This window comes from Exiguobacterium sp. s39, from assembly GCF_018618925.1.
Lineage (GTDB): Bacteria > Bacillota > Bacilli > Exiguobacteriales > Exiguobacteriaceae > Exiguobacterium_A > Exiguobacterium_A abrahamii.
The window spans coordinates 1,467,525-1,489,711 of sequence record NZ_JACSNA010000001.1 but is presented as its reverse complement, the minus strand read 5'-3'; the positions used below and the strand labels follow the sequence as shown (position 1 = coordinate 1,489,711).

General features: G+C 45.8%; 20 protein-coding genes and 2 other annotated features. Of the genes, 18 read left to right on the top strand and 2 right to left on the bottom strand.

All coding sequences use genetic code 11. The features are described 5' to 3' along the window. Positions 1-53: 53 nt before the first annotated feature. The 15 genes from recD2 to KNQ11_RS07845 all read left to right on the top strand — a co-directional run bounded on the left by recD2 (position 54) and on the right by KNQ11_RS07845 (position 16,212). Positions 54-2,279 (top strand): SF1B family DNA helicase RecD2, encoded by a 2,226-nt coding sequence (gene recD2, locus KNQ11_RS07915; protein WP_023468913.1) that lies wholly within the window; start codon positions 54-56, stop codon positions 2,277-2,279. Between the two features lie 42 nt (positions 2,280-2,321). Beyond that, positions 2,322-2,532 (top strand) — a binding site (T-box leader). 57 nt (positions 2,533-2,589) lie between these two features. Then, a complete protein-coding gene (gene alaS, locus KNQ11_RS07910) occupies positions 2,590-5,232 on the top strand; it encodes an alanine--tRNA ligase (RefSeq protein ID WP_214770975.1) in 2,643 nt (880 codons plus the stop codon). A 34-nt stretch (positions 5,233-5,266) separates the two neighbouring features. After that, a complete protein-coding gene (locus KNQ11_RS07905) occupies positions 5,267-5,536 on the top strand; it encodes an IreB family regulatory phosphoprotein (protein WP_029342229.1) in 270 nt (89 codons plus the stop codon). Beyond that, positions 5,533-5,955 (top strand): Holliday junction resolvase RuvX, encoded by a 423-nt coding sequence (gene ruvX, locus KNQ11_RS07900; protein ID WP_023468910.1) that lies wholly within the window; start codon positions 5,533-5,535, stop codon positions 5,953-5,955. The genes KNQ11_RS07905 and ruvX overlap by 4 nt, the downstream gene beginning before the upstream one ends. 14 nt (positions 5,956-5,969) lie before the next feature. Beyond that, positions 5,970-6,257: a DUF1292 domain-containing protein gene (locus tag KNQ11_RS07895; protein ID WP_023468909.1), complete on the top strand. Its 288-nt coding sequence runs from the start codon at positions 5,970-5,972 to the stop codon at positions 6,255-6,257. Continuing rightward, on the top strand, positions 6,244-6,537 hold the full coding sequence (locus tag KNQ11_RS07890; protein ID WP_023468908.1) for a DUF1292 domain-containing protein: 294 nt from the start codon (positions 6,244-6,246) through the stop codon (positions 6,535-6,537). The genes KNQ11_RS07895 and KNQ11_RS07890 overlap by 14 nt, the downstream gene beginning before the upstream one ends. Before the next feature lie 78 nt (positions 6,538-6,615). Further along, complete coding sequence (mltG, locus tag KNQ11_RS07885) at positions 6,616-7,764, top strand: endolytic transglycosylase MltG (RefSeq protein WP_149427657.1); 1,149 nt, start codon at positions 6,616-6,618, stop codon at positions 7,762-7,764. A 71-nt stretch (positions 7,765-7,835) separates the two neighbouring features. Further along, a complete protein-coding gene (locus tag KNQ11_RS07880) occupies positions 7,836-8,474 on the top strand; it encodes an O-methyltransferase (protein ID WP_023468906.1) in 639 nt (212 codons plus the stop codon). Between the two features lie 16 nt (positions 8,475-8,490). Next, on the top strand, positions 8,491-9,138 hold the full coding sequence (gene udk, locus KNQ11_RS07875) for a uridine kinase (RefSeq protein ID WP_023468905.1): 648 nt from the start codon (positions 8,491-8,493) through the stop codon (positions 9,136-9,138). A 56-nt stretch (positions 9,139-9,194) separates the two neighbouring features. Then, positions 9,195-9,668 (top strand): transcription elongation factor GreA, encoded by a 474-nt coding sequence (gene greA, locus KNQ11_RS07870; RefSeq protein ID WP_029342224.1) that lies wholly within the window; start codon positions 9,195-9,197, stop codon positions 9,666-9,668. A gap of 52 nt (positions 9,669-9,720) precedes the next feature. After that, a complete protein-coding gene (gene mtnN / locus KNQ11_RS07865) occupies positions 9,721-10,419 on the top strand; it encodes a 5'-methylthioadenosine/S-adenosylhomocysteine nucleosidase (protein ID WP_023468903.1) in 699 nt (232 codons plus the stop codon). 106 nt (positions 10,420-10,525) lie between these two features. Next, a complete protein-coding gene (locus KNQ11_RS07860; RefSeq protein WP_050677578.1) occupies positions 10,526-11,470 on the top strand; it encodes a beta-ketoacyl-ACP synthase III in 945 nt (314 codons plus the stop codon). Between the two features lies 1 nt (position 11,471). Continuing rightward, complete coding sequence (gene fabF, locus KNQ11_RS07855) at positions 11,472-12,710, top strand: beta-ketoacyl-ACP synthase II (RefSeq protein ID WP_133207561.1); 1,239 nt, start codon at positions 11,472-11,474, stop codon at positions 12,708-12,710. A 226-nt stretch (positions 12,711-12,936) separates the two neighbouring features. Then, positions 12,937-14,364: a peptide ABC transporter substrate-binding protein gene (locus tag KNQ11_RS07850; protein WP_214770972.1), complete on the top strand. Its 1,428-nt coding sequence runs from the start codon at positions 12,937-12,939 to the stop codon at positions 14,362-14,364. 204 nt (positions 14,365-14,568) lie between these two features. After that, positions 14,569-16,212 (top strand): peptide ABC transporter substrate-binding protein, encoded by a 1,644-nt coding sequence (locus KNQ11_RS07845; protein WP_029342219.1) that lies wholly within the window; start codon positions 14,569-14,571, stop codon positions 16,210-16,212. Between the two features lie 97 nt (positions 16,213-16,309). Here the strand turns inward: KNQ11_RS07845 and trpS are convergent, their stop codons facing one another. Both trpS and KNQ11_RS07835 read right to left on the bottom strand, forming a co-directional pair. Then, positions 16,310-17,311, bottom strand: coding sequence for a tryptophan--tRNA ligase (gene trpS / locus KNQ11_RS07840; RefSeq protein WP_149427655.1), 1,002 nt, complete (start codon positions 17,309-17,311; stop codon positions 16,310-16,312). 51 nt (positions 17,312-17,362) lie between these two features. Next, positions 17,363-17,568 (bottom strand) — a binding site (T-box leader). Positions 17,569-17,624: 56 nt separating this feature from the next. Beyond that, positions 17,625-18,005, bottom strand: a complete 381-nt coding sequence (locus KNQ11_RS07835) for a DUF3899 domain-containing protein (RefSeq protein ID WP_214770969.1) — start codon at positions 18,003-18,005, stop codon at positions 17,625-17,627. A 271-nt stretch (positions 18,006-18,276) separates the two neighbouring features. Here KNQ11_RS07835 and KNQ11_RS07830 point away from each other — a divergent pair, with 271 nt between their 5' ends. From KNQ11_RS07830 to opp3C, 3 genes are all read left to right on the top strand, one after another. Continuing rightward, entirely contained in the window at positions 18,277-19,890 is a 1,614-nt protein-coding gene (locus tag KNQ11_RS07830) for a peptide ABC transporter substrate-binding protein (RefSeq protein WP_214723694.1), read from the top strand. Positions 19,891-20,224: 334 nt separating this feature from the next. Beyond that, positions 20,225-21,151 carry an oligopeptide ABC transporter permease gene (opp3b, locus tag KNQ11_RS07825; RefSeq protein ID WP_058703812.1) on the top strand — a complete coding sequence of 309 codons (927 nt, stop codon included), beginning with the start codon at positions 20,225-20,227 and terminating at the stop codon, positions 21,149-21,151. Continuing rightward, positions 21,151-22,182: an oligopeptide ABC transporter permease gene (gene opp3C / locus KNQ11_RS07820; RefSeq protein ID WP_050677572.1), complete on the top strand. Its 1,032-nt coding sequence runs from the start codon at positions 21,151-21,153 to the stop codon at positions 22,180-22,182. The genes opp3b and opp3C overlap by 1 nt, the downstream gene beginning before the upstream one ends. The last annotated feature ends 5 nt before the right edge of the window (positions 22,183-22,187 follow it).

Genomic DNA, 22,187 nt, shown 5'->3' with positions numbered 1-22,187 from the left:
ACGAATGCTATGATGAAAGCAGCGAATGAAAAAGAGAGAAAGAAGGTGGAGTGATGGAGCACCCCCATCAAGTCGTCGGGCGCGTCAAACGTGTGCTCTTTTCTTCTGAAGAAGAAGCACACTCCATTGTATTGGTCGCCGTCAAAGAAAAGAACTTTGAACTGAAAGAAACCGAGCTCGTCATCACGGGTACTGGGGTTGGGATCGAACTCGGAGGAACGTATCAAGCATTCGGACGTCTCGTCGATCATCCCCGGTTCGGAAAACAACTGAAGGCGGAGCTGATTCGACGATCGGTTCCGATGACAAAACATGCGACGATCCGCTTCTTGACGAATGGTTCGTTCACCGGCATTGGTCCGAAGACAGCGAAAAATATCGTCGATGCTCTCGGAGAAGAGGCAGTGGATCTCATTTTGAAGGATGAACGGGTACTGAATCAGGTGCCTGGGTTAAAACAAAAACAAGCTGACATCATCTTGAGTCGACTCGCCACGTTATACGGTGTCGATCAGTTGATGCTGTTCTTAGCACCGTTTGATGTCACACCGAAGCTAGCGGCAAAGATTTATGCTGCTTACGAAGGGGACGCCATGGCGCGAATACGAGAGAATCCATATTCCTTGATGTATGAAGTGAATGGGATTGGTTTTAAGACAGCCGATCATATCGCATCACATCTTGGACTCGTCGGATTACACCCGGAGCGCGTCGCTGCTTCGATCATGCACATATTAGAACAAGAAGCAGGAGAGGGACATGCCTTTGCGACAGTCGACTCGCTATTGCAACGGGCGCCCCGGTTGCTTGGTGAAGACCCAGGGGAACGGCTAGAACAAGCGATTGAACTGTTGCTCGCTGAAGATAAGGTCAAGCTCGAAGAAGGCTGTCTGTATTTACCGACGATCTTTTATGCCGAAGTTCGGGCGGCGAAGGAACTCGCGCGGGTCATGGCGAACGGTGCCGAACAGGAAGTCGATGTCGCGACGATTCTTGAAGCAATCGGGCACCTCGAAGAACAGTTTGGCATGGAATATGCGGCGCAACAGCGGGAAGCGATCGAGTTAGCGGTCAAAGCACCGCTGATGGTCCTGACCGGTGGACCCGGTACCGGTAAGACGACTGTCATCAAGGGAATTTTACATGCCCTGCAAGAAATTCATGATTGGCCGCTTGAGAAAAGTCGCGTCAAGACGGGGGATGTCTATCCGTACGTTCTTGTCGCACCAACCGGACGCGCCGCTAAACGTCTATCGGAAGCAACGGACGTCCCAGCGATGACGATTCATCGTCTATTGAAGTATGACGGAACGAACTTTCAGCTAAATGAAGATCAGCCGATCACGGGGAAAGTACTGATCATCGATGAGTCGTCGATGATTGATATCTACTTGTTATCGAGTCTGCTCCGTGCTGTGCCGAACGGCATGAAAATCTTGTTCGTCGGTGACCGCGATCAGTTACCATCCGTCGGTCCTGGGCAGGTGCTGGCAGATTTGATGGATACGGAAGGGATTCCCGTCGTTCGTTTGAACGTCGTCCATCGCCAAGCGGAAGATTCTTCGATTTTACGGCTCGCGCACGATTTGAAGAACCGGACGACGTCAGCTGATTTGTTATCACCACTTGCGGATCGTCGCTTTTACACCGCGTCTCCGCAAGAGACGTTACGCGGCATCTCAGCCTTCGCGGAAAAAGCACTTGCAAAAGGGTATTCGAAATTCGATGTTCAGGTTCTTGCACCGACTTACCGTGGTCAGGTCGGAATCGACGAACTGAATGTCGCCTTGCAACGCGTCTACAATCCGGAGGAACCGAAGAAACGTGAAGTCAAACAAGGCACCCGGATTTACCGGACCGGGGACAAGATTCTTCAGCTCGTCAACAATGCGGAAGAAAACGTCTATAACGGAGATATCGGCGAAATCGTCAATATTTTCTTCGCCAAAGAAAACGTCGACAAGGTGGATAAGATCATCGCCCGCTTCGACCAGACGGAAGTCGAGTACAACCGGAGTGACTGGGATCAATTCACGCATGCCTACGCGATTACGATTCACAAGGCACAAGGGTCCGAGTTTCCGATCGTCTTGATGCCGGTCTATTTCACGGGAGCATTCAAGCATTCCCGAAACTTGATTTATACGGCGGTCACCCGTGCGAAGTCGAGTTTATTATTGTTCGGCGACCCACGAGCGTTTCATAAAGCGTCGCAAGAAGAGGAGCCTCGGCGCCGAACACGATTGATTGAACGACTCGGTGGTGTGACAAAGACTTGACGGATGCTGTGCGATAGGTAATAATCACGATAGATGAATGGACGTAACACGTTGATGGAAGATAAGTAAAAGGAAAACTCGAGTCCAGAGAGAAGTGAGTCTGCTGCAATCACTTTCTCGAGTTCCTTTGAAGCTCCTTCCGGAGTCGGGTGTAAACACCTGCGGGTCATCCCCGTTATCAGATGTTCGAGGTAAGCAATGGATTGCTTACGAACGAGGGTGGTACCACGGAAGCGATGCTTTCGTCCCTTTTCAGGGATGAAGGCATCGCTTTTTTGCGTCCAAATAAAACCAATGGGGGTAACTGTTCATGAAAGCTCTAAAACCATTAACGGGTGCACAAATCCGTCAGATGTATCTTGATTTCTTCCAAAGCAAAGGGCATGCGATCGAACCGAGTGCTTCACTCGTACCGGTCGAGGATCCATCGCTCTTGTGGATCAACTCAGGGGTTGCGACACTCAAGAAGTATTTCGATGGTCGTGTCATTCCTGATAATCCACGTATCGTCAACGCACAAAAATCAATCCGGACGAATGATATCGAAAACGTCGGGAAAACAGCACGTCACCATACGTTCTTCGAGATGCTCGGAAACTTCTCTGTCGGTGATTACTTCCGTGAAGATGCGATCAAATGGGGCTGGGAACTCTTGACGAGTGATGACTGGTACGGTCTTGACCCAGAACGTCTCTCGGTCACGATTCACCCAGAAGATGACGCAGCGCGTCAAATCTGGCTTGAACTCGGTGTACCGGCTGAGCGGATCATTCCACTTGAAGATAACTTCTGGGAAATCGGTGAAGGTCCATCTGGTCCGAACACGGAAATCTTCTTCGACCGTGGACCTGCTTTTGGAGACGATCCGAACGATTCAGAACTCTATCCAGGTGGCGAAAACGAACGCTATCTCGAGATCTGGAATATCGTCTTCAGTCAGTATAACCACGATGGACACGGCAACTACACGGAACTTCCGCGTAAAAACATCGATACAGGAATGGGACTTGAGCGGATGGCGTGTGTCATGCAGGACGTGCCGACGAACTTCGATACGGATCTGTTCATGCCGATCATTCACAAAACAGAAGAGATCAGCGGTAAAATCTACCGTGACGATTCAAAACTTGATGTAGCATTCAAAGTCATCGCAGACCACATCCGTACTGTGTCATTCGCAATCGGTGATGGTGCGCTTCCTTCGAATGAAGGACGCGGATATGTCCTTCGTCGTTTACTACGCCGTGCGGTTCGTTATGCGAAGATGCTTGGAATCGAGCGTCCGTTCATGTATGAACTCGTCGATACGGTCGGAAACGTCATGGTCGACTTCTACCCACAAGTGCCAGAAAAAGCGGACTTCATCAAACGCGTCATCAAAAACGAAGAAGAACGTTTCCACGAGACACTGCATGACGGTCTTGCAATCTTGAACACGGTCGCTCAGACGTCTAAGGCAAACGGTGAGCATGTCATCAGTGGTGAAGATGCGTTCCGTCTGTATGACACGTATGGTTTCCCACTCGAATTGACAGTCGAGTATGCGGAAGATCATCAGATGTCTGTTGATGAAGAAGGCTTCAAACTAGCTATGGATGCACAACGTCAGCGGGCACGTGCAGCGCGTGAAGAGAGTGGTTCGATGCAACAGCAATCGGAAGTCCTCTCGACGCTAAAAGATAAAAGTACGTTCGTCGGCTATACCGACCTTAAGGCGGATGCGAAAATCATCGCATTGTTGCATGATGGAGAACGAGTCACAGAAGTCGCTGCTGGTGAAGAAGCACAAGTCATTCTCGACATCACGCCGTTCTACGCTGAAAGTGGTGGTGAAGTCGCGGATACAGGAACAATCGAAGGCAAAGACTTCGTTCTTGATGTCAAAGATGTTCAAAAAGCACCAAACGGTCAAAACTTGCATACGGTCATCGTTCGTACAGGGATCGCAACGGAAGCTGCAGACGTCGTTGCAAACGTCGAAGCAGCAGAGCGTAAAGCCGTCACGAAAAACCATACGGCAACACACTTGCTTCATAAAGCATTGAAAGATACGCTCGGAACACACGTCAACCAAGCGGGATCACTCGTTTCTCCAGATCGTCTTCGTTTCGACTTCTCACACTTCGGTGCAGTGACACAAGAAGAGTTGACGAAGATTGAACAAGACGTCAACCAAGCAATTTGGGCATCGCTACCGGTTGATATCGAAGAGATGAACATCGCTGATGCAAAAGCAAAAGGCGCAATGGCGTTGTTCGGTGAGAAGTACGGCGAAACGGTCCGTGTCGTCTCAGCAGGCACATACTCGATCGAGTTGTGTGGCGGTATCCACGTCGGGAACACAGCAGAAATCGGCTTGTTCAAGATCGTTTCAGAGTCTGGGATCGGTGCAGGTACACGCCGAATCGAAGCGGTAACGGGTGCAGGCGCATATCGTGTCATGAATCAACACTTGGAAACACTCGAACAAGCAGCAGCTGTCTTGAAGACGAAGACGACAGAAGTTCCTGTTCGCATCGAAGCACTGCAACAACAGCTCCGTGAGACGGAACGGGCGAATGAATCGTTGCAAGCAAAACTTGCGAACATCGAAGCTGCTTCATTGAAGGACGATGTTGAGGAAATCAACGGTGTGCGTGTGCTTGCGAAACGCGTCGACGTCTCAGATATGGATGCTCTTCGCGGTATGATGGACGAGTTGAAGAGCTCGCTCGGATCAGCAATCATCGTTCTCGGAAGTGCGCAAGGTGAGAAAGTCAATCTCGTCGCAAGCGTCTCAAAAGATTTAATCGACCAAGGCTATCATGCTGGTAAATTGATCAAGGAAGTCGCAACACGCTGCGGTGGTGGCGGTGGCGGTCGCCCTGACATGGCTCAAGCTGGTGGAAAAGATGCGTCGAAATTAGAAGAAGCACTCGCGTACGCTTCACAATACGTGCAATCACTGGCATAATAGAAACGTAGTGTATATGAAAGAGGTGATGAACGTGAGTCAGATGGATCAAACGATGAAATTCAACTTTCCGGAAGACGATAACAAAGCAGCGACACGTGATGTGTTGTTGACGGTCTATCATGCTTTAGAAGAAAAAGGATATCATCCGATCAACCAAATCGTCGGCTATCTCCTTTCAGGAGATCCTGCTTACATTCCTCGTCATAATGACGCACGTAATTTAATTCGTAAGATTGAACGCGACGAATTGCTCGAAGAACTCGTGAAATCTTATTTGGCGGAGAGTGGAAATTCAAAATGAAACGTGCAATGGGACTAGATGTCGGTTCGAAGACGATTGGGGTAGCGGTCAGTGACTTGATGGGCTGGACGGCGCAAGGCGTCGAGACGGTCAAGTGGACGGAACCGGATTACCCAGAAGCCTTCAAACGGCTCGATGTCATCATGAAGACATACAATGTCGAAATCCTAGTCATTGGTCTTCCGAAAAACATGAACGGTTCCATCGGTCCCCGCGCAGAAGCAAGTGAAGCTTTTGCGAAGGAAATCGAACAGCATACCGGGCTTGAAGTCGTCTTCATGGATGAACGGTTGACGACGATGCAAGCAGAACGGATGCTGATCGATGCCGATGTCAGCCGTAAAAAGCGTAAACAAGTCATCGATAAGATGGCTGCCGTCATGATCCTGCAATCGTACTTGGATCGGACGAACCGATGAAGGGGGAGAAACCGATGGCTGAAGAAAAACGTCAGTATCTCTTTCCAGATGAAGAGGGCGGCGAACATCTTTTCGAAGAATGGTACCGTTACTCGAGTGAACGTACAGGAAAAACCTATCTGTTTCTTGAAATGATCGGTAACCCTGACGAAGGAGCAGATGATCTGATCATCTGTGAGATCGATGAATATGGAGAAGGCGAAGATGATTTCGAATTGAGCCTGATCGATGAAAATGATGAGCAAACTTGGGATGAACTCGAGCTTGCGTTAAAGGAGCGGATCACTGATGCAACAGAATGAACCAACACGTTACGTAATTCCGGACGGCGAAGGAAATGATTTCGAATTCGTAGAACGTCTGCGTTATGAAAGCCCACGTTCGAGCAAGACATACATCTTCCTCGAGCCAATCGGAGCAGACTATGACGAAGCAGAAGAAGTCGACATCTTCGTTTACGAACTCGATGAATACGGTGATGGAGACAACGACTTCAACCTCGTACCAATCGATGAAGACGATACAGCGACTTGGGATGAAATCGAAGAAGTCTTTAACACGCTCGAAGACCAGTTAGACTAACCCGACTCATGACAGGTGACGTCGTAAGAGACTTTCTCTTACGATGTCACCTTGTTTTAAGAGAAGAAGGAGGAACCGATGGAGAACGAATGGAAGCAAAATGCTGAAATCGAAAAAAGGCGACGCCGGACATCACGCCGGATTACGCTAATCATCCTTTCTGTATTGTTGACGATTTTTCTAGTTGCCAGTGCGGTCGTCTATGTCTTTTTGAAAAATGCGCTTGAACCAGTCGATGAAACAGCGACGAAATCCGTCAAAGTCGAAATTCCTTTAGGAGCAGGGACGAGTTCGATTGCTTCTTTACTAAAGGAAAAAGACTTAATCGCAAACGAGACGATTTTCCGTTACTACGTCCGTTACAAGAATGAATCGTCATTCCAGGCGGGTACGTATACACTGTCACAAGCCATGTCCCCGGATGAAATCATCAATGAATTAAAGACGGGAACGGTCATGAAGGCAGCGGATGTGAAAATCACGTTACCTGAAGGCATCACGATGGATCGTCAAATTGCTTTGATCGCGAAAGCAACGAACTTCAAGGAAGAGACGGTCCGTAAAGAATTGACGGATGCGACATTCATCGACAGCATGATTGAAAAATATCCGATGTTGACGGATGAAGTGAAGAAGAATGGTGTCCTGTATGCACTTGAAGGGTACCTCTTCCCAGCAACGTATGAGTTTGATAAAGGAAAAAGCATTGATCAAATCGTCGAGACGATGCTCGATGAAACAGAAAAAGTCTACGATGAGAATGAGGATGCTATTCAAAAGTCTGGCATGACCTTCCATGAAGTACTCAGTCTCGGTTCCATGGTCGAGCGTGAAGCGGCGACAGCAGATGATCGTCGTGAAATCGCTGGTGTCTTCAAAAATCGATTGGATGACGGTATGAAGTTACAGTCGGATCCAACGGTTTGGTATGGCACAGGTGAAAATACGGCCTTAACAACGCTGAAGGATCTCGAGAACAATTCGAAGTACAATACGTATAAGTACGAAGGGATTCCGATCGGTCCGATTTCAACGGTCAGTAAAGATTCGGTACTTGCCGTGTTAAATCCGAATAAAACGAAATATGTCTATTTCTTCGCCCGTCCACCAAGTGATAAACATCCACGAGGACAGATTCTATACGAAGAGACATATGAAGAACATCAACGAAACGTCGTTAAGTATAAGCCGGAATGGGTGGAATACGAAGCGAGTAAAGAGCAATGAGCAACGGGTTGGGTTGAAGCGGGAAGTTCGCTTCAAGTCAACCTGTTTATGCGGAAGAGGGAGTGAATGGCGTGAATGATTTCACGACCTATGTCGAATCAATGATTCATCCTCGAGATGCTCTGTTAGAAGAAATGGAGCGTTATGCGGAAGAACATCATATACCAATCATCGAACTGACAGGTTCCGAAGTCTTGTTATCGCTATTGCGATTACAACAACCGAAGCGCATTCTAGAAGTTGGAACCGCAATCGGATATAGTGCGATTCGGATGGCCCGTGCGCTACCGGATGCGCGCATTACGACGATTGAACGGAATGCAAAGCGGTATGAAGAAGCAAAAACCTTCATCGCCCGGTCAGATGTGGCGGACCGGATTGACATCATTTTTGGTGATGCAGTAGAATTAGCCGAAACGCTTGAAGACCAGTTCGATGCGGTCTTCATTGATGCAGCTAAAGGACAGTATAAAAAATTCTTTGCAGGATATGGGCGACTCATTCCTGAGGGCGGCGTGCTCTATACGGATAATCTCTTCTTACACGGAGATGTCCTCGAGTCTGATCCGAAGACATTCGATCGAAGAAGACGTCGACTCGTGCGTCTCGTCAAGGAATTCACGGTCTGGATGATGGAACAAGAACAATACGATACGACGATTTTTCCGCTCGGTGACGGTGTATCCGTCAGTCGGAAAAAGTCGAAATGATGGAGGAACGAATGACATGCAAAAACCGGTAGTAATTGGTGTAGCGGGCGGAACGGGTTCAGGGAAGACGACGGTGGCACGTTCACTCGTCGATGCGTTCCCAAGTGAATCAATCGTCATGATTGAGCAGGACGCGTATTATAAAGATCAAAGTGATTTATCAATGGAGGAGCGGTATCAGACAAACTATGATCACCCGTTCGCTTTTGATAATGGTCTGTTGATTGAGCACATTCAGTCGCTCCGTGAAAACATTGCCGTTGAAAAACCGGTATATGACTATGTCGCCCACACGCGGGCACAAGAAACGATTCGTCTCGAACCACGCGATGTCATCATCGTAGAAGGAATTTTAGCGCTTGAAGACGAACGGTTACGGGAACTAATGGATATCAAGGTGTTCGTCGATACGGATGCGGACGTTCGCATTCTGCGTCGGATGCAACGCGATATCAACGAACGTGGACGTTCAATCGACTCAGTCGTTGAGCAGTACACGAATGTCGTTCGTCCGATGCATCTGCAGTTCTGTGAACCAACAAAACGGTATGCGGACATCATCGTACCGGAAGGCGGAGAGAATCATGTCGCTATCGATTTACTCGTGACGAAGATTCGAGCGATTCTTGATTATCGTTCAGCACTCGATCAAAGAGGATATTGATTCCAAAAAAGATGTGAATATACTATACTAGTGGAATAAAAAGGAGCGTGACAAAAATGGCAGAAAAGCAATACTACATGACGCTTGAAGGTAAAGCGAACATTGAAAATGAATTGAATGAATTGAAGTCAGTCCGCCGGAAAGAAGTCGTCGAGAACATCAAGATTGCCCGTTCGTTCGGTGACCTTTCAGAGAACGCAGAGTACGATTCAGCAAAAGAAGAGCAAGCGATGGTCGAAGGCCGGATCGCTCAACTTGAAGAGATGCTTCGTAATGTTGCCATCATCTCAGAAGAAGAGAAGGATATCTCGGTCGTCGGTATCGGAACGACGGTCACTTTCTTAAGTGTCGAAGATAACGAAGAAGATACGTATACGATCGTCGGTAGTGCCGAAGCAGATCCGTTCACGGGTAAAATCTCGAACGAATCACCAATCGCGAAAAGTTTAATGGGGCACCAAGTCGGAGATCAAGTCTCTGTACCAGCACCAGGCGGCGAATACGCAGTAAAAATTACATCGATCAAATAAAGAACACAGGAGCCGGAGCAATCCGGCTTTCTGTTTGATGGAGGAATGAATTATGCCAATCGCAATCATCGGCGCAATGGAAGAGGAAGTCAACTTATTGCGTAATGAGTTATCAGAACGTAAAGATACAGTCATCGCAAACTATCATTTTTATGAAGGGCTTTTAAATAGCGTTCCTGTCGTCATCTTGAAGTCAGGAATCGGGAAAGTGAACGCTGCGATCGGGACGACATTATTGCTAGACCACTACAAACCAAGTGCTGTCATCAATACGGGCTCAGCAGGTGGATTCAAGGAAGGCTTAACGGTCGGGGATGTCGTCGTCTCAACAGAAGTACGTCACCACGACGTCGACGTGACGGCATTTGGATACGAATATGGTCAGGTACCTGGAATGCCAGCTGCCTATCAAGCAGATCCGAAGCTTGTTGCGACAGCAGAAGCCGTCATCGAGCGGATGGATGCGATTCGCGTCGTCCATGGATTGATTGCGACAGGCGATTCATTCATCCACGATTCAGAGCGATCTGCTCAAATCAAGGCGCACTTCCCAGAAGTCGCAGCCGTCGAGATGGAAGCAGCACCAATCGCACAAGTCTGTCATCAGTTCGGTGTTCCGTTCGTCGTAACACGTTCGATTTCAGATAGCGCCAATGAAGAAGCGTCACTCTCGTTTGATGAGTTCCTCGAGATTGCGTCAATCAATTCCGCTAAAATGGTCATGGAAGTCGTACGGACGTTAGCAGAATGAGGTATGGGGAAGGGCACGGGAGACCATGCTCTTCCTTTTTTCTTTGACAAAAGCATATTAACGCTTTATATTAGTACCAGATACTAATAACAAAAGGGGATGCCTTATGAAGATCGGGATTGTAGGATTAGGAACGTCTTTGCCGTCACGCCGCGTGACGAACGATGAATTAGCAACGACGCTCGATACGAGCGATGAATGGATTCGGACACGGACAGGAATCGGGGCACGACGGATTGCAGCCGATGATGTGGATGTCACTGACTTAGCGACAGAAGCTGCTCAGAAAGCGCTTGATGATGCTGGATTGACAGTAGAGGACATCGGGTTGATCGTCGTCGGAACGGCAACAGGACGGGCGTTTCCATCTACTGCCTGTATCGTTCAAGAGCGTCTTGGAGCACGAGGAGCGACTGCATTCGATATTAGTGCGGCATGTAGTGGTTTCATCTTTGCATTACAAACAGCTGCTAGCATGTTAGCAACAGTCGAAGGAAAACATGCGCTCGTCATCGGTGCTGAAAAAATGTCGAGTATCGTCGACTGGTCAGACCGGTCAACTGCCATCTTATTTGGAGACGGTGCAGGGGCAGTCGTCATCGGACCAACTGAGCAAGCGGGGCTTAATGCCTTTGAACTTGGAACAGATGGACGCGGAGCACATTTATTATTTAAGGACATTGATGGACCGATCGAGATGAATGGTCGTGAAGTCTTTAAGTTCGCTGTTCGCAAATTACCGGAAATCGTTGAAAAAGTCATTCAAAAAGCGGATAGTACGCTCGAAGATATCGATATCTTGATCCCGCACCAAGCAAACCTACGCATCATTGATGCAGCGTGCGAACGGCTGCATATACCGCAAGAGAAAGTCATCGTCACCATCGATGAGCATGCGAATACATCGGCTGCTTCAATCCCACTCGCACTCGAAGAAGCACGTCAACAAGGACGCCTGACACCTGGTACGAAGCTCGTACTTGCTGGATTCGGTGCCGGATTGACTTGGGGAGCAGCATACATTACTTGGACTAAAGGAGAGAACACATAAGATGATGAGAAAACGCGTTGTAGTCACAGGAATCGGAGCACTGACACCAATCGGGAACGATGCCAATACATTCTGGGAAGCATTAAAAGAAGGAACGAACGGGATTCGACCGATGGAGCGTCTCGATATCGATGAATATCCAACAAAGGTCACTGGCGAATTGCAGAACTTCGACGTGACAGAATTCATCGAGGCGAAAGAAGCACGCAAGATGGACCGCTTCGTTCATTACTCACTTGTCGCAAGCATGGAAGCTGTAAAAGATGCTGGAATTGATATCAAGTCGATTGCTGAACGTGCAGGTGTCTGGATTGGATCAGGAATCGGTGGCGTGGAGACAATCGAGAAACAAGCAAAAATTTACTTCGAGCGTGGACACCGTCGTGTCAGCCCGTTCTTTATTCCGATGATGATTCCGAACATGGCAAGCGGTCAGGTATCGATCTATACCGGAGCCAAGGGGCCGAATAACTGTTCTGTCACAGCATGTGCTTCAGGAACGAATGCCATCGGGGAAGCACTTCGTGTCATCGAACGGGGCGATGCAGATGTCATGATCGCTGGTGGAGCGGAAGCACCAATCACGAACTTAGCGTTTGCTGGTTTTTGTTCCAACAAAGCGATGTCAACGAATCACGATCCTGAGACAGCAAGCCGTCCGTTTGACGAAGGGCGTGATGGATTCGTCATGGGAGAAGGGGCAGGCATCTTGATTCTTGAAGAGTACGAGCATGCGGTAGCACGTGGCGCAAAAATCTATGCTGAAGTCAGTGGGTATGGATTAACAGCTGACGCCTACCACATCACAGCTCCAGATCCAGATGGAGACGGTGGCGCGCGTGCGATGGCAATGGCAATCCAAGATGCAGGTATCGCACCAGAAGCAGTCGGATACATTAATGCACACGGAACGAGCACACCGATGAACGACATTCTTGAAACAAAAGCGATTCACAGTGTTTTCGGTGAACAGGCAAAACAACTTGTCGTCAACTCAACGAAATCGATGATTGGTCACTTACTTGGTGGCGCTGGTGGCGTCGAGGCGATTGCGACGATCAAATCGTTACAAGAACAAACCGTTCACCCGACGATTCATCTCAAACAGCCGAGTGAAGGCTGCGATCTTGATTACGTGACGGAAGGTGCACGGAGCGTCGAATTGAATTACGCCCTGAGCAACTCGCTCGGGTTCGGTGGACACAACGCATCACTCGTCTTCAAACGTTACGAAGCTTAAGCTTAAGCGATTCCCTTGAAAAAACGAGGGGGTCGCTTTTTTGCTGATTTTCTGATTCAATAGAGAAATGCGTGTTTGACGCAGAAAGGAGTCGTTTATGACTAACATCACAAGAAAAACATCAATCCTGATATTGATCTTATTTTTATTGATTGGTCTCAGTGGTACGCTCATATACCGTCTATCATCATCTCAAAAGACGAAAACAGATCAGGAGACCCAAGCAGTGAAGGTTGAATTAATTGAATCATCACTCCCGAAGACATCCGATATTGCGTTAGCGACAGATAGTCGTTCTCAGACACTGTTAGCACAACTGTATGAAGGATTATATGTCTTTACTTCTGGGACATCCGTCCGTAGAGGATTAGCACAGGATATGTCAGTCTCAAAGGATCGTCTGACGTATACGATTCAACTCAAACAAGCGAAAAATGCGCAGGGTCAGCCGATCACGGCACAAGACTTTGTCGATAGTTTCCGACGTGTCGCAGCTAATAAAACGAATTCTCCTTATGGTTTTTTATTTGAAGTGTTTGAAAATGGACGTGCCGTCAATGACGGAAAAATGAAGCCAGAGCGTTTAGGTGTAAAGGCGAGAGGACGCGATCAACTTGTCATCACGCTGAATCAGCCGGTTTCGAATCTAAAAGAATTACTCGCGATGTCCGTCTTTTATCCACAACCCGAATCCAAGAAGTGGCAAGACCTCACGGGTAATGGTGCGTTTACACTAGAACAGATGTCTAAAAACGGATATACGCTTAAGAAAAACAACCAGTATCATCAACAAAATGTTGTCACAGTCGAGGAAGTGAAAAGCCGCATCATCTCTGATCATCAGACGCAATGGAGTACGTATGAGAACAGTAAAGCAGCGATTCTTCCGTTACAAGAGAGTGTCGAGACACAAGAAGATCAAGTCTCTCGACCAACCTATCAAAAAAAGCGGAGCGGTGTCTTTTATATCGCATTTAATCAAAAAAATGAAGCCTTCCGCGAAAAGACACTCCGAAAACGAATTGCTTACGCCTTGATGGAAAAAGAGTCCGTTCAACTTCCTTTAGGATATGCAGGCATTCCGACGAATCGATTCGTCGTCACAGATACGAATGTATTAATGACAGAACCGGTACAAGTAAAAAAAGAAAATGGTAAACAACAGAAGAAACAACGAATCGAGATGCTTAATTTTGATGATCCACAGGCAAAACGGATCGGGAAACAGCTCGAGACGTATCTTGAGAAACAGTTGCCTGATATTGATATCGTTCTTAAACCAGCTTCGATTGAAGAGAAGATTGATAAAGAACAGTCAGCTCAGTACGCGATGACGTTAACGGGATGGATGCCGGATTATCCAGGTCCACTTGCATATTTGAATCAGTTCGTATCAGATAATCCGTTGAATTCCGTAAACTATCAATCAGACACGTACGATCAATTGATCGAAAAAGCACGGCAGGTACGAGATATAAAGAAAAAACAGGCGTTATATCATCAAGCTGAAAGACAGTTGATCAATCAAGATGCCGTCATCGTTCCTTTGTATCAGACGACAGAGAAATTATATGTTTCTGATACGATTCAAGGAATCGAAGTACCGATTTATGGACCGGAATACCTACTTCGCGCAATGAAAATTCTAAAATAATCACTGAGCTGGGACCATTTTTTCGTGAGGTCCCAGTCTTTTTTGAAAAAATATTTAGAAAAATCGGATAAAAGGTTTGCAAAATTATCAGAACATTGTAAACTATTTGTAACGAAGGGTTTGATTCGAATATAGTAATTCTTTTTTTTTCGGTCAAAAACCTGACAGTATCATTTTTTAGAAACCTAGGGGGGTCATCGTAACATGAAGAAGAAAAGTTTTGCTTTAGCTACTTCAGTAGCTCTCGTATCAAGTGCGTTCCTCGCAGCTTGTTCGACAACGGATTCAGGCGACAAATCGGGCGACACTGGTTCAGACAAAAAATCTAGTGATCAAACACTTAACTTGATCGAAGGTTCGGATATCCCGACACTTAACCCGACGACTTCTACAGATGCAGTTTCATTCAACGTGTTAAACAACACGATGGAAGGTCTTTACCGTCTTGATGACAAGCAGCAGCCAACACCAGGTATCGCTGAGAGTCATGAAGTATCAGAAGACAAAAAGACATACACGTTCAAATTACGTGATGCGAAGTGGTCTGACGGTACTCCAATCACAGCTAAAGACTTCGAATATGCATGGAAAGAAGTTCTTAATCCAGAGAACGCTTCACAGTATGCATACGTCTTCTACAACATCGAAGGTGCAGAAGAGTACAATACGAAAAAAGGCGAGCGTGATGCCGTCGGCGTCAAAGCAATCGACGACAAAACGTTCGAAGTTAAGTTAAAAGCACCTGCAGATTACTTCCTCGGACTCACTGGATTCGGACCATTCATGCCAAAATCAGAAGAACTCTCGAAGAAAATCGGGAAAGACTTCGGTTCGACTGCAGACAAAGCGCTCTATAACGGACCATTCAAATTAACAGAGTGGACACGTGAGCAAGGCTGGAAAATGGTCAAAAACGATAACTACTGGGATAAAGATGCCGTTAAACTTAAAACGATCAACGTTAAGGTCGTTAAAGAAGTTGCAACTGGTGTTAACCTTTACGAAAAAGGTGACATCGATCGCACAGGTTTAACATCTGAGTTCGTTGCCCAGTTCAAAGATAATAAAGAATTCAAAACAAAAGGCGAATCAACAATCTTCTACCTCTACCTCAACACGAAGGTAAAAGCGCTTGATAACGAAAAAATCCGTCGCGCAATCGACATGGGTTACGATAAAAAAGGGATCACAGATGTCATCCTCGCAAACGGATCACTTCCAGCGAACTATCTCGTACCAAAAGATTTCGCGAAAGATGCTGACGGAAAAGACTTCCGTGATAAGTATCCAGCATTCAACGAATACAATGCAGACGAAGCGAAAAAACTCTGGGAAGAGGGCTTAAAGGAAATCGGTCAAAAATCGGTTGATCTTGAACTCTTGAACTACGATAGCGACGATGCTAAGAAAATCGGTGAGTTCTTGAAAGGTGAACTTGAGAAAAACCTTCCAGGTATGAAGGTCACAATCAAACAACAACCATTCAAAAACAAACTTGATCTTGAAAACAAAGGGGACTTCCAGTTTTCATTCGCGGGCTGGGGACCTGACTACCAAGATCCAATGACGTTCCTCGATCTCTTCTTGACAGACGGACCATACAACCGTGGTAAGTGGTCAAATGAAGAGTATGATAAACTCATCAAAGATGCTCAAACACAAACAGATGCAGCAAAACGCTGGTCTGAATTGCAAGAAGCTGAGAAAATCCTTCTCGACTCTGCAGCGATCTCACCTGTTTATCAGCGTGGACGTGCATTCCTCGTTAAACCATACGTCAAAGGTGTCGTCGAGCATAACTTCGGCGCAGACTTCTCGTACAAATGGGCTTCGATCGAAGGAAAATAAGCAAAATAAAAACTGCTTCCGATTTAATTCGGAAGCAGTTTTTTGTTTGAAAATATCAAAAAAGACCGGAGCATTCCGATCTCTTTTGGAGGAAGTCTTATTTTTTTACCTTAGCACGTTTCCGTTGTAACCCCATTGCCTTCTCGATTTTCGCGATCTTTTTAGCAGCAACGGCTTCAGCACGGTCACGCCCAGCGTCAAGAATCTGATCGAGTTCTTCAGAATCAATCAATTCATAGTAGCGTTGTTGAATCGGTTCAAGTTCCGAAATAATAGCTTCCGCGACATCTGCTTTAAATGTTCCGTAGTTTGAACCTTCGTATTTGGTTTCGAGATCAGGAATCGAGATGCCAGCGAGTAAAGAGTAGATCTCAAGCAAATTCGATACACCTGGTTTGTTTTCGCGATCGAATTTGACGATACCTTCCGAGTCCGTGACGGCTGACTTCACTTTTTTACGAATGACATCTGGTGCGTCAAGCATCGAGATGAAGCCTTTCGGATTCTGATCAGATTTTGACATCTTTTTATCTGGCGTCGTCAGACTCATGATTCGAGCTCCTGACTCAGCTATGATTGGTTCTGGTAATGTGAACGTCTCATAGTAACGACTATTAAAACGTTGAGCCAAGTCACGCGTTAACTCAATATGTTGTTTTTGATCATCACCGACTGGAACGAGTTCCGCATCATAGAGTAGGATATCAGCTGCCATGAGTGTTGGGTAGACGAACAATCCTGCACCGATTCGGTCTTTTCCTTGTGATTTATCTTTATATTGTGTCATACGCTCGAGCTCACCCATCCCGGAGAGACACGTCAACATCCAGCCGAGTTGTGCATGCGCTTTGACTTCTGATTGAACAAAGATTGTTGATTTTTCTGGATTCAGACCACTTGCGATATAAAGTGCAGCAAGGGCGCGTGTATTGTTCATCAGTTCGACACGATCGATATCGACCGTGATCGAGTGCAAGTCGACGACACAATAATACGCATCATGACCATCTTGTAAGTTAACGAAGTGTTTCATCGCACCTAAGTAATTTCCGAGTGTTACTGTTCCCGTTGGTTTGATACCTGAGAAAATCGTTTTCATAATGAAATCCCTCCAAATAATAAAATCAAAATAAAAAACGCCCCTTGAAAATCAAGGGACGATTCATCGCGTTGCCACCCAAGTTGCTATTTACATAGCCGCTCAATTTGCTGTAATGGGCACACCCATCTGACTCTACTTGATTCGAATCAGCCACTCGAAAGTCCATTCACGTAGGCATCACCTGTCCATTTCCAGCACCATGGACTCTCTGAAAGGGATGTACCTAAGTTACTACTCTTTGTCGTCGTGTTTTCTTGTTTAATTCACTTAAGTTTACCATACGATAGAAGGCACGTCACGGTGATTTCGATTAAAAGTAAGAGATGATCAGCGATACGATGATAAAGATAACACCACTAGAGACATAGGGTTTCGCTCGGGCAGAAGCTCGATTTTGCTTTTTACGAAGGACTTCTTCCTCTTCGTCATCATCTTCGTAGTAATCGCCATCAATCTCTCGAAGCTTCGCCTCCCGTTGTTTTTTAAATCCAGCTGTCACGCCACGGAAGAAGCCGTTAGCCGACATATTGGAAAAGAATCCGATTGCCATAAGCAAAAAGCCTCCAATGAACAACCCACCAGATAGATGGTATAAAATACCGTGCGTCGAATCGGTGATAGTCGCCCATATCGTATAAAGTAAGACTAGAATGACCGCAATGATGACCGGTCGGAAATAGGTCGATCGCATGAAAATCCCCCTTAAATGCATTGATAATCTTAGTATACGAAATTTTTAATCCTGTTACGAATCGGTAACAAACGAATGATGCAAAATAGCAAATAGTGTGACTATTTACTTGACGTTAATGCTATTCTCACATAAAATCAATTTATCACTTCGTTTAAGTTTTTGAAACTAGGTCAATGCATTTTGGGGAATACATTGCAGTTTCGACGGGACGTTATTGATGTCATAGGCATTATGGCAACTTGGAAATTGAAAAGGAGATGACTTACCGATGAAGAAAAAAACAGTCGGTCTCGCATTATCAGTCATGCTTGCAGGAAGCGCAGTGCTTGCTGGATGTTCGACAGGTGGCGGAGACAGTGATTCAGGGTCTACAGACGGAAAGAAAAATCTACGCTTAACAGACTCTTCGGATATCACGACAGTGGATCCAGCGAAAGCTACGGATTCTGTCGCTTTCAACATGATCGGGAACACGATGGAAGGTCTTTATCGTCTCGATAAAGACGGCAAAGCGATTCCAGCACTTGCAGAAAAAACAGATATCTCAAGTGATAACTTGACGTATACGTTCACACTTCGTGATTCAAAATGGTCTGATGGTTCACCCGTCAAAGCACAAGATTTCGAATTCGCTTGGAAACGTGCTGCTGATCCGAAAACAGCATCTAGTTACTCGTACATCTTTGACACGTTAAAAAACGGCGCTGATGTTACACAGGGTAAAAAAGCTGTCGACGAACTCGGTGTTAAAGCACTTGACGACAAAACGTTAGAAGTCAAACTTGAGCGTCCAGCGCCGTATTTCCTTTCACTGACATCGTTTGGTACGTACTCACCGATCAGTGAAGACTTCTACAAAAAGAATGAAAAAGACTTCTCGCTTAAACCAGATAAATTACTCTATAACGGTCCTTTCGTTTGGGAATCTTGGAAAACGGATTCAAAACGAGTGCTGAAGAAAAACGATAACTACTGGGATAAAGACGCTGTCAAACTCGACGAAGTTACGGTCAGTGTCGTCAAGGATACGTCAACAGTAGTAAACCTCTATGATTCAAATGATATCGATTACGCTGGTTTGACTTCAGAGCAAGTTGAAGCTTACAAATCGAAGCCTGAATTCAAGACAGCTCTTCGTTCTTCAATCGCTTATTTGAAGTTCAATAACGAAGATGCAACGATGAAAAATGTTGATGCACGTAAAGCAATTGCTCGTGCCATCGATCCAAAAGGAATCACAGATACGCTTCTTGCGAACGGTTCGATTCCAACAACAAGCTTCATTCCAAAAGAATTCATCAAAGATGCGTCTGGTAAAGACTATACGAGCGACATCAACTGGTTCGACCGTGATGGAAAAGAAGCAGCTGATCTTTGGAAAAAAGCAAACGGCGATAAGAAAACGACGATTGAACTTCTTTCATTCGACAATGAAGATGCGAAGAAGATCAGTGAGTACATGAAAGGTCAAATCGAGAAAAATCTTCCGAACGTCACTGTTTCAATCAAACAACAACCGTTCAAGAATAAACTCGACCTTGAAACAAAAGGCGACTACCAGGTTTCATACTCACTTTGGGGCCCGGATTATCAGGATCCAATGTCTAACCTTTCTATCTTCGAATCAACGAATAGCCAAAACGACGTCAAGTACAAGTCTGCAGCTTATGATAAATTGTTGAACGCAGCGAATGAAGAGTCTGACTTAAACAAACGTCTCGATCTCTTCAAACAAGCGGAAGCGCAATTGATTGAGAAAGATCAAGCCATCGCGCCAATCTATCAAGCTGGTTCTGCATACTTGAGCCGTCCGACGGTCAAAGATTTCAACCGTCAAGTGTTCGGAGCAGATTTCCAATACAAATACGTTGATATTAAGTAATCGAGAATGGGAGCGTCCCCTGATCAGTTCGGGTACGCTCCTGTTTTATACTACTTTTTATGAATGGAAACTCATTTTTATCGAAAATGTGAAAGTTTCGTAAAAAAGTAGTTCTAATTACTTTGTTAGCAAAGTATAATGGAATCAAACGAAAAATTCTGACTATTGGATGAAATTAGAAAAACATCCAAGCGAACATCAAATCAAAGCACAATAAAAAAAGAATTTTTAAATTTTTATGACAAAATTCTTGAATGTTCCGACAATTGTGGGTCATACTGATTTTATTGATGTTTCGAAAAAAACAGAAAATCTTTATAGGGGGTGCCATCTTATGGGCCGTTATTTAGCTCAACGCCTGGTTTACGGCGTACTGACGTTTTTACTCATCGCTTCGTTCACTTTCTTCCTGATGGATCTGCTACCAGGTTCACCGTTCCAAAACCAGGAGAAACTTTCTCCTGAACAGTTGAACATCCTTCGGGATAAGTACAACTTGAATGATCCACTGCCACAACGCTATGCAGCGTATATGGTTAACTTGTTCCAAGGAGATCTCGGTATTTCATTCAAATATGATAGCCGTCCGGTAACGGATTTAATCTCTGAACGAATTGGACCATCGGCTCAATTAGGAGTTCAAGCATTAGTACTTGGAGTATTTTTAGGACTCGTCTTAGGTGTTGTCGCGGCGCTTCGTCACAACACAGTGATCGATTACGGTGCAATGTTCGTATCGGTTATCGGAATCTCGGTACCGTCCTTCGTATTCGCCTCACTCCTTCAATACTATGTTGGCGTGAAATGGGGCGTTTTGCCAGTCGCGTTCTGGGAAAGCCCGGCGCATACCATCTTGCCGACCATATCGTTATCACTTGGGGTTACAGCCTCAATTGCTCGATTCGTCCGAACAGAGATGCTAGAAGTTACGAACCAGGATTATGTCACGTTAGCTAAAGCAAAAGGCCTAGATGGTCAGTCGATTACTTGGAAACACATGGTTCGGAACGCCTTGATTCCGGCGATCACGATTCTTGGACCAATGACAGCCGCATTGATTACAGGAACACTCGTCATTGAGCGTATTTTCTCTGTACCTGGACTTGGTGAACTCTTCGTATCATCAATCACACAAAATGACTACACAGTCATCATGGGTACGACATTGTTCTTCTCAGCAGTCTTCATTCTCATGATTTTGATCGTCGATTTGCTGTACGGTGTCGTTGATCCACGGATTCGTTTGGGGGGTAACAAATAATGGCTGAACAAAATTCAAATGCAAAAGCAGAACAGTTTGATTCATCGCTGTTCCAACACGTTGAGTTCAATGAACAAGCAGGTGAACGCCTTGCTGGTAAAAGCTTAAACTTCTGGCAAGATGCTTGGATGCGTCTACGCAAGAACAAAGCGGCAATTCTCTCACTTGCTGTCATCATCATCATCGCAATCATGTCATTAGTCGGACCTACTTTATCTGGTAATGACCCTTATACCCAAACAATCACGCAAGCTAAACTTCCACCTAAAGTTACTGGTTTAGAGTGGGCTGGTTTTGACGGTATGGCAACACTTGGTGATACGCCGATTGATTTTTATAAACAAAAACAGGTGACGGAGAACTTCTGGTTCGGAACAGACCACCTTGGTCGTGATCTTTGGTCACGCGTCTGGGAAGGAACGAAGATTTCGTTATTCATCGGTTTGATGGCAGCACTCATCGATGTTCTCGTTGGTGTCACATACGGCGGAATTTCTGCTTATTATGGTGGACGTGTCGATAACATCATGCAACGTATTGCTGAAATTTTAACAGGTGTACCAAACTTGATCTTGATCATCTTGTTCATCTTGATTCTTGAACCAGGGATCACGACGATCATCCTTGCGATGACGATTACCGGCTGGATCGGGATGAGCCGACTTGTTCGTGGTCAAATCCTGAAACTAAAGAACCAAGAATTCGTTCTTGCAGCACGGACACTTGGTGCTTCTAGCGCACGATTGATCTTTAAACATTTGATTCCAAATACCTTGGGAACGATCATCATCTCACTCATGTTCACGATTCCAAGTGCGATCTTCTTCGAAGCATTCTTAAGCTTCATCGGTTTAGGACTTGCACCACCACAACCGTCACTCGGTACATTGATCAACGAAGGGTACAAAGAACTCAAAACGTTCCCATTCTTGCTCGTTGTTCCATCGACGGTCATCGTACTCCTCATGGTCAGCTTCAATATGTTGGCAGATGGACTGCGTGATGCGTTCGACCCACGTTTACGACGCTAACGGAA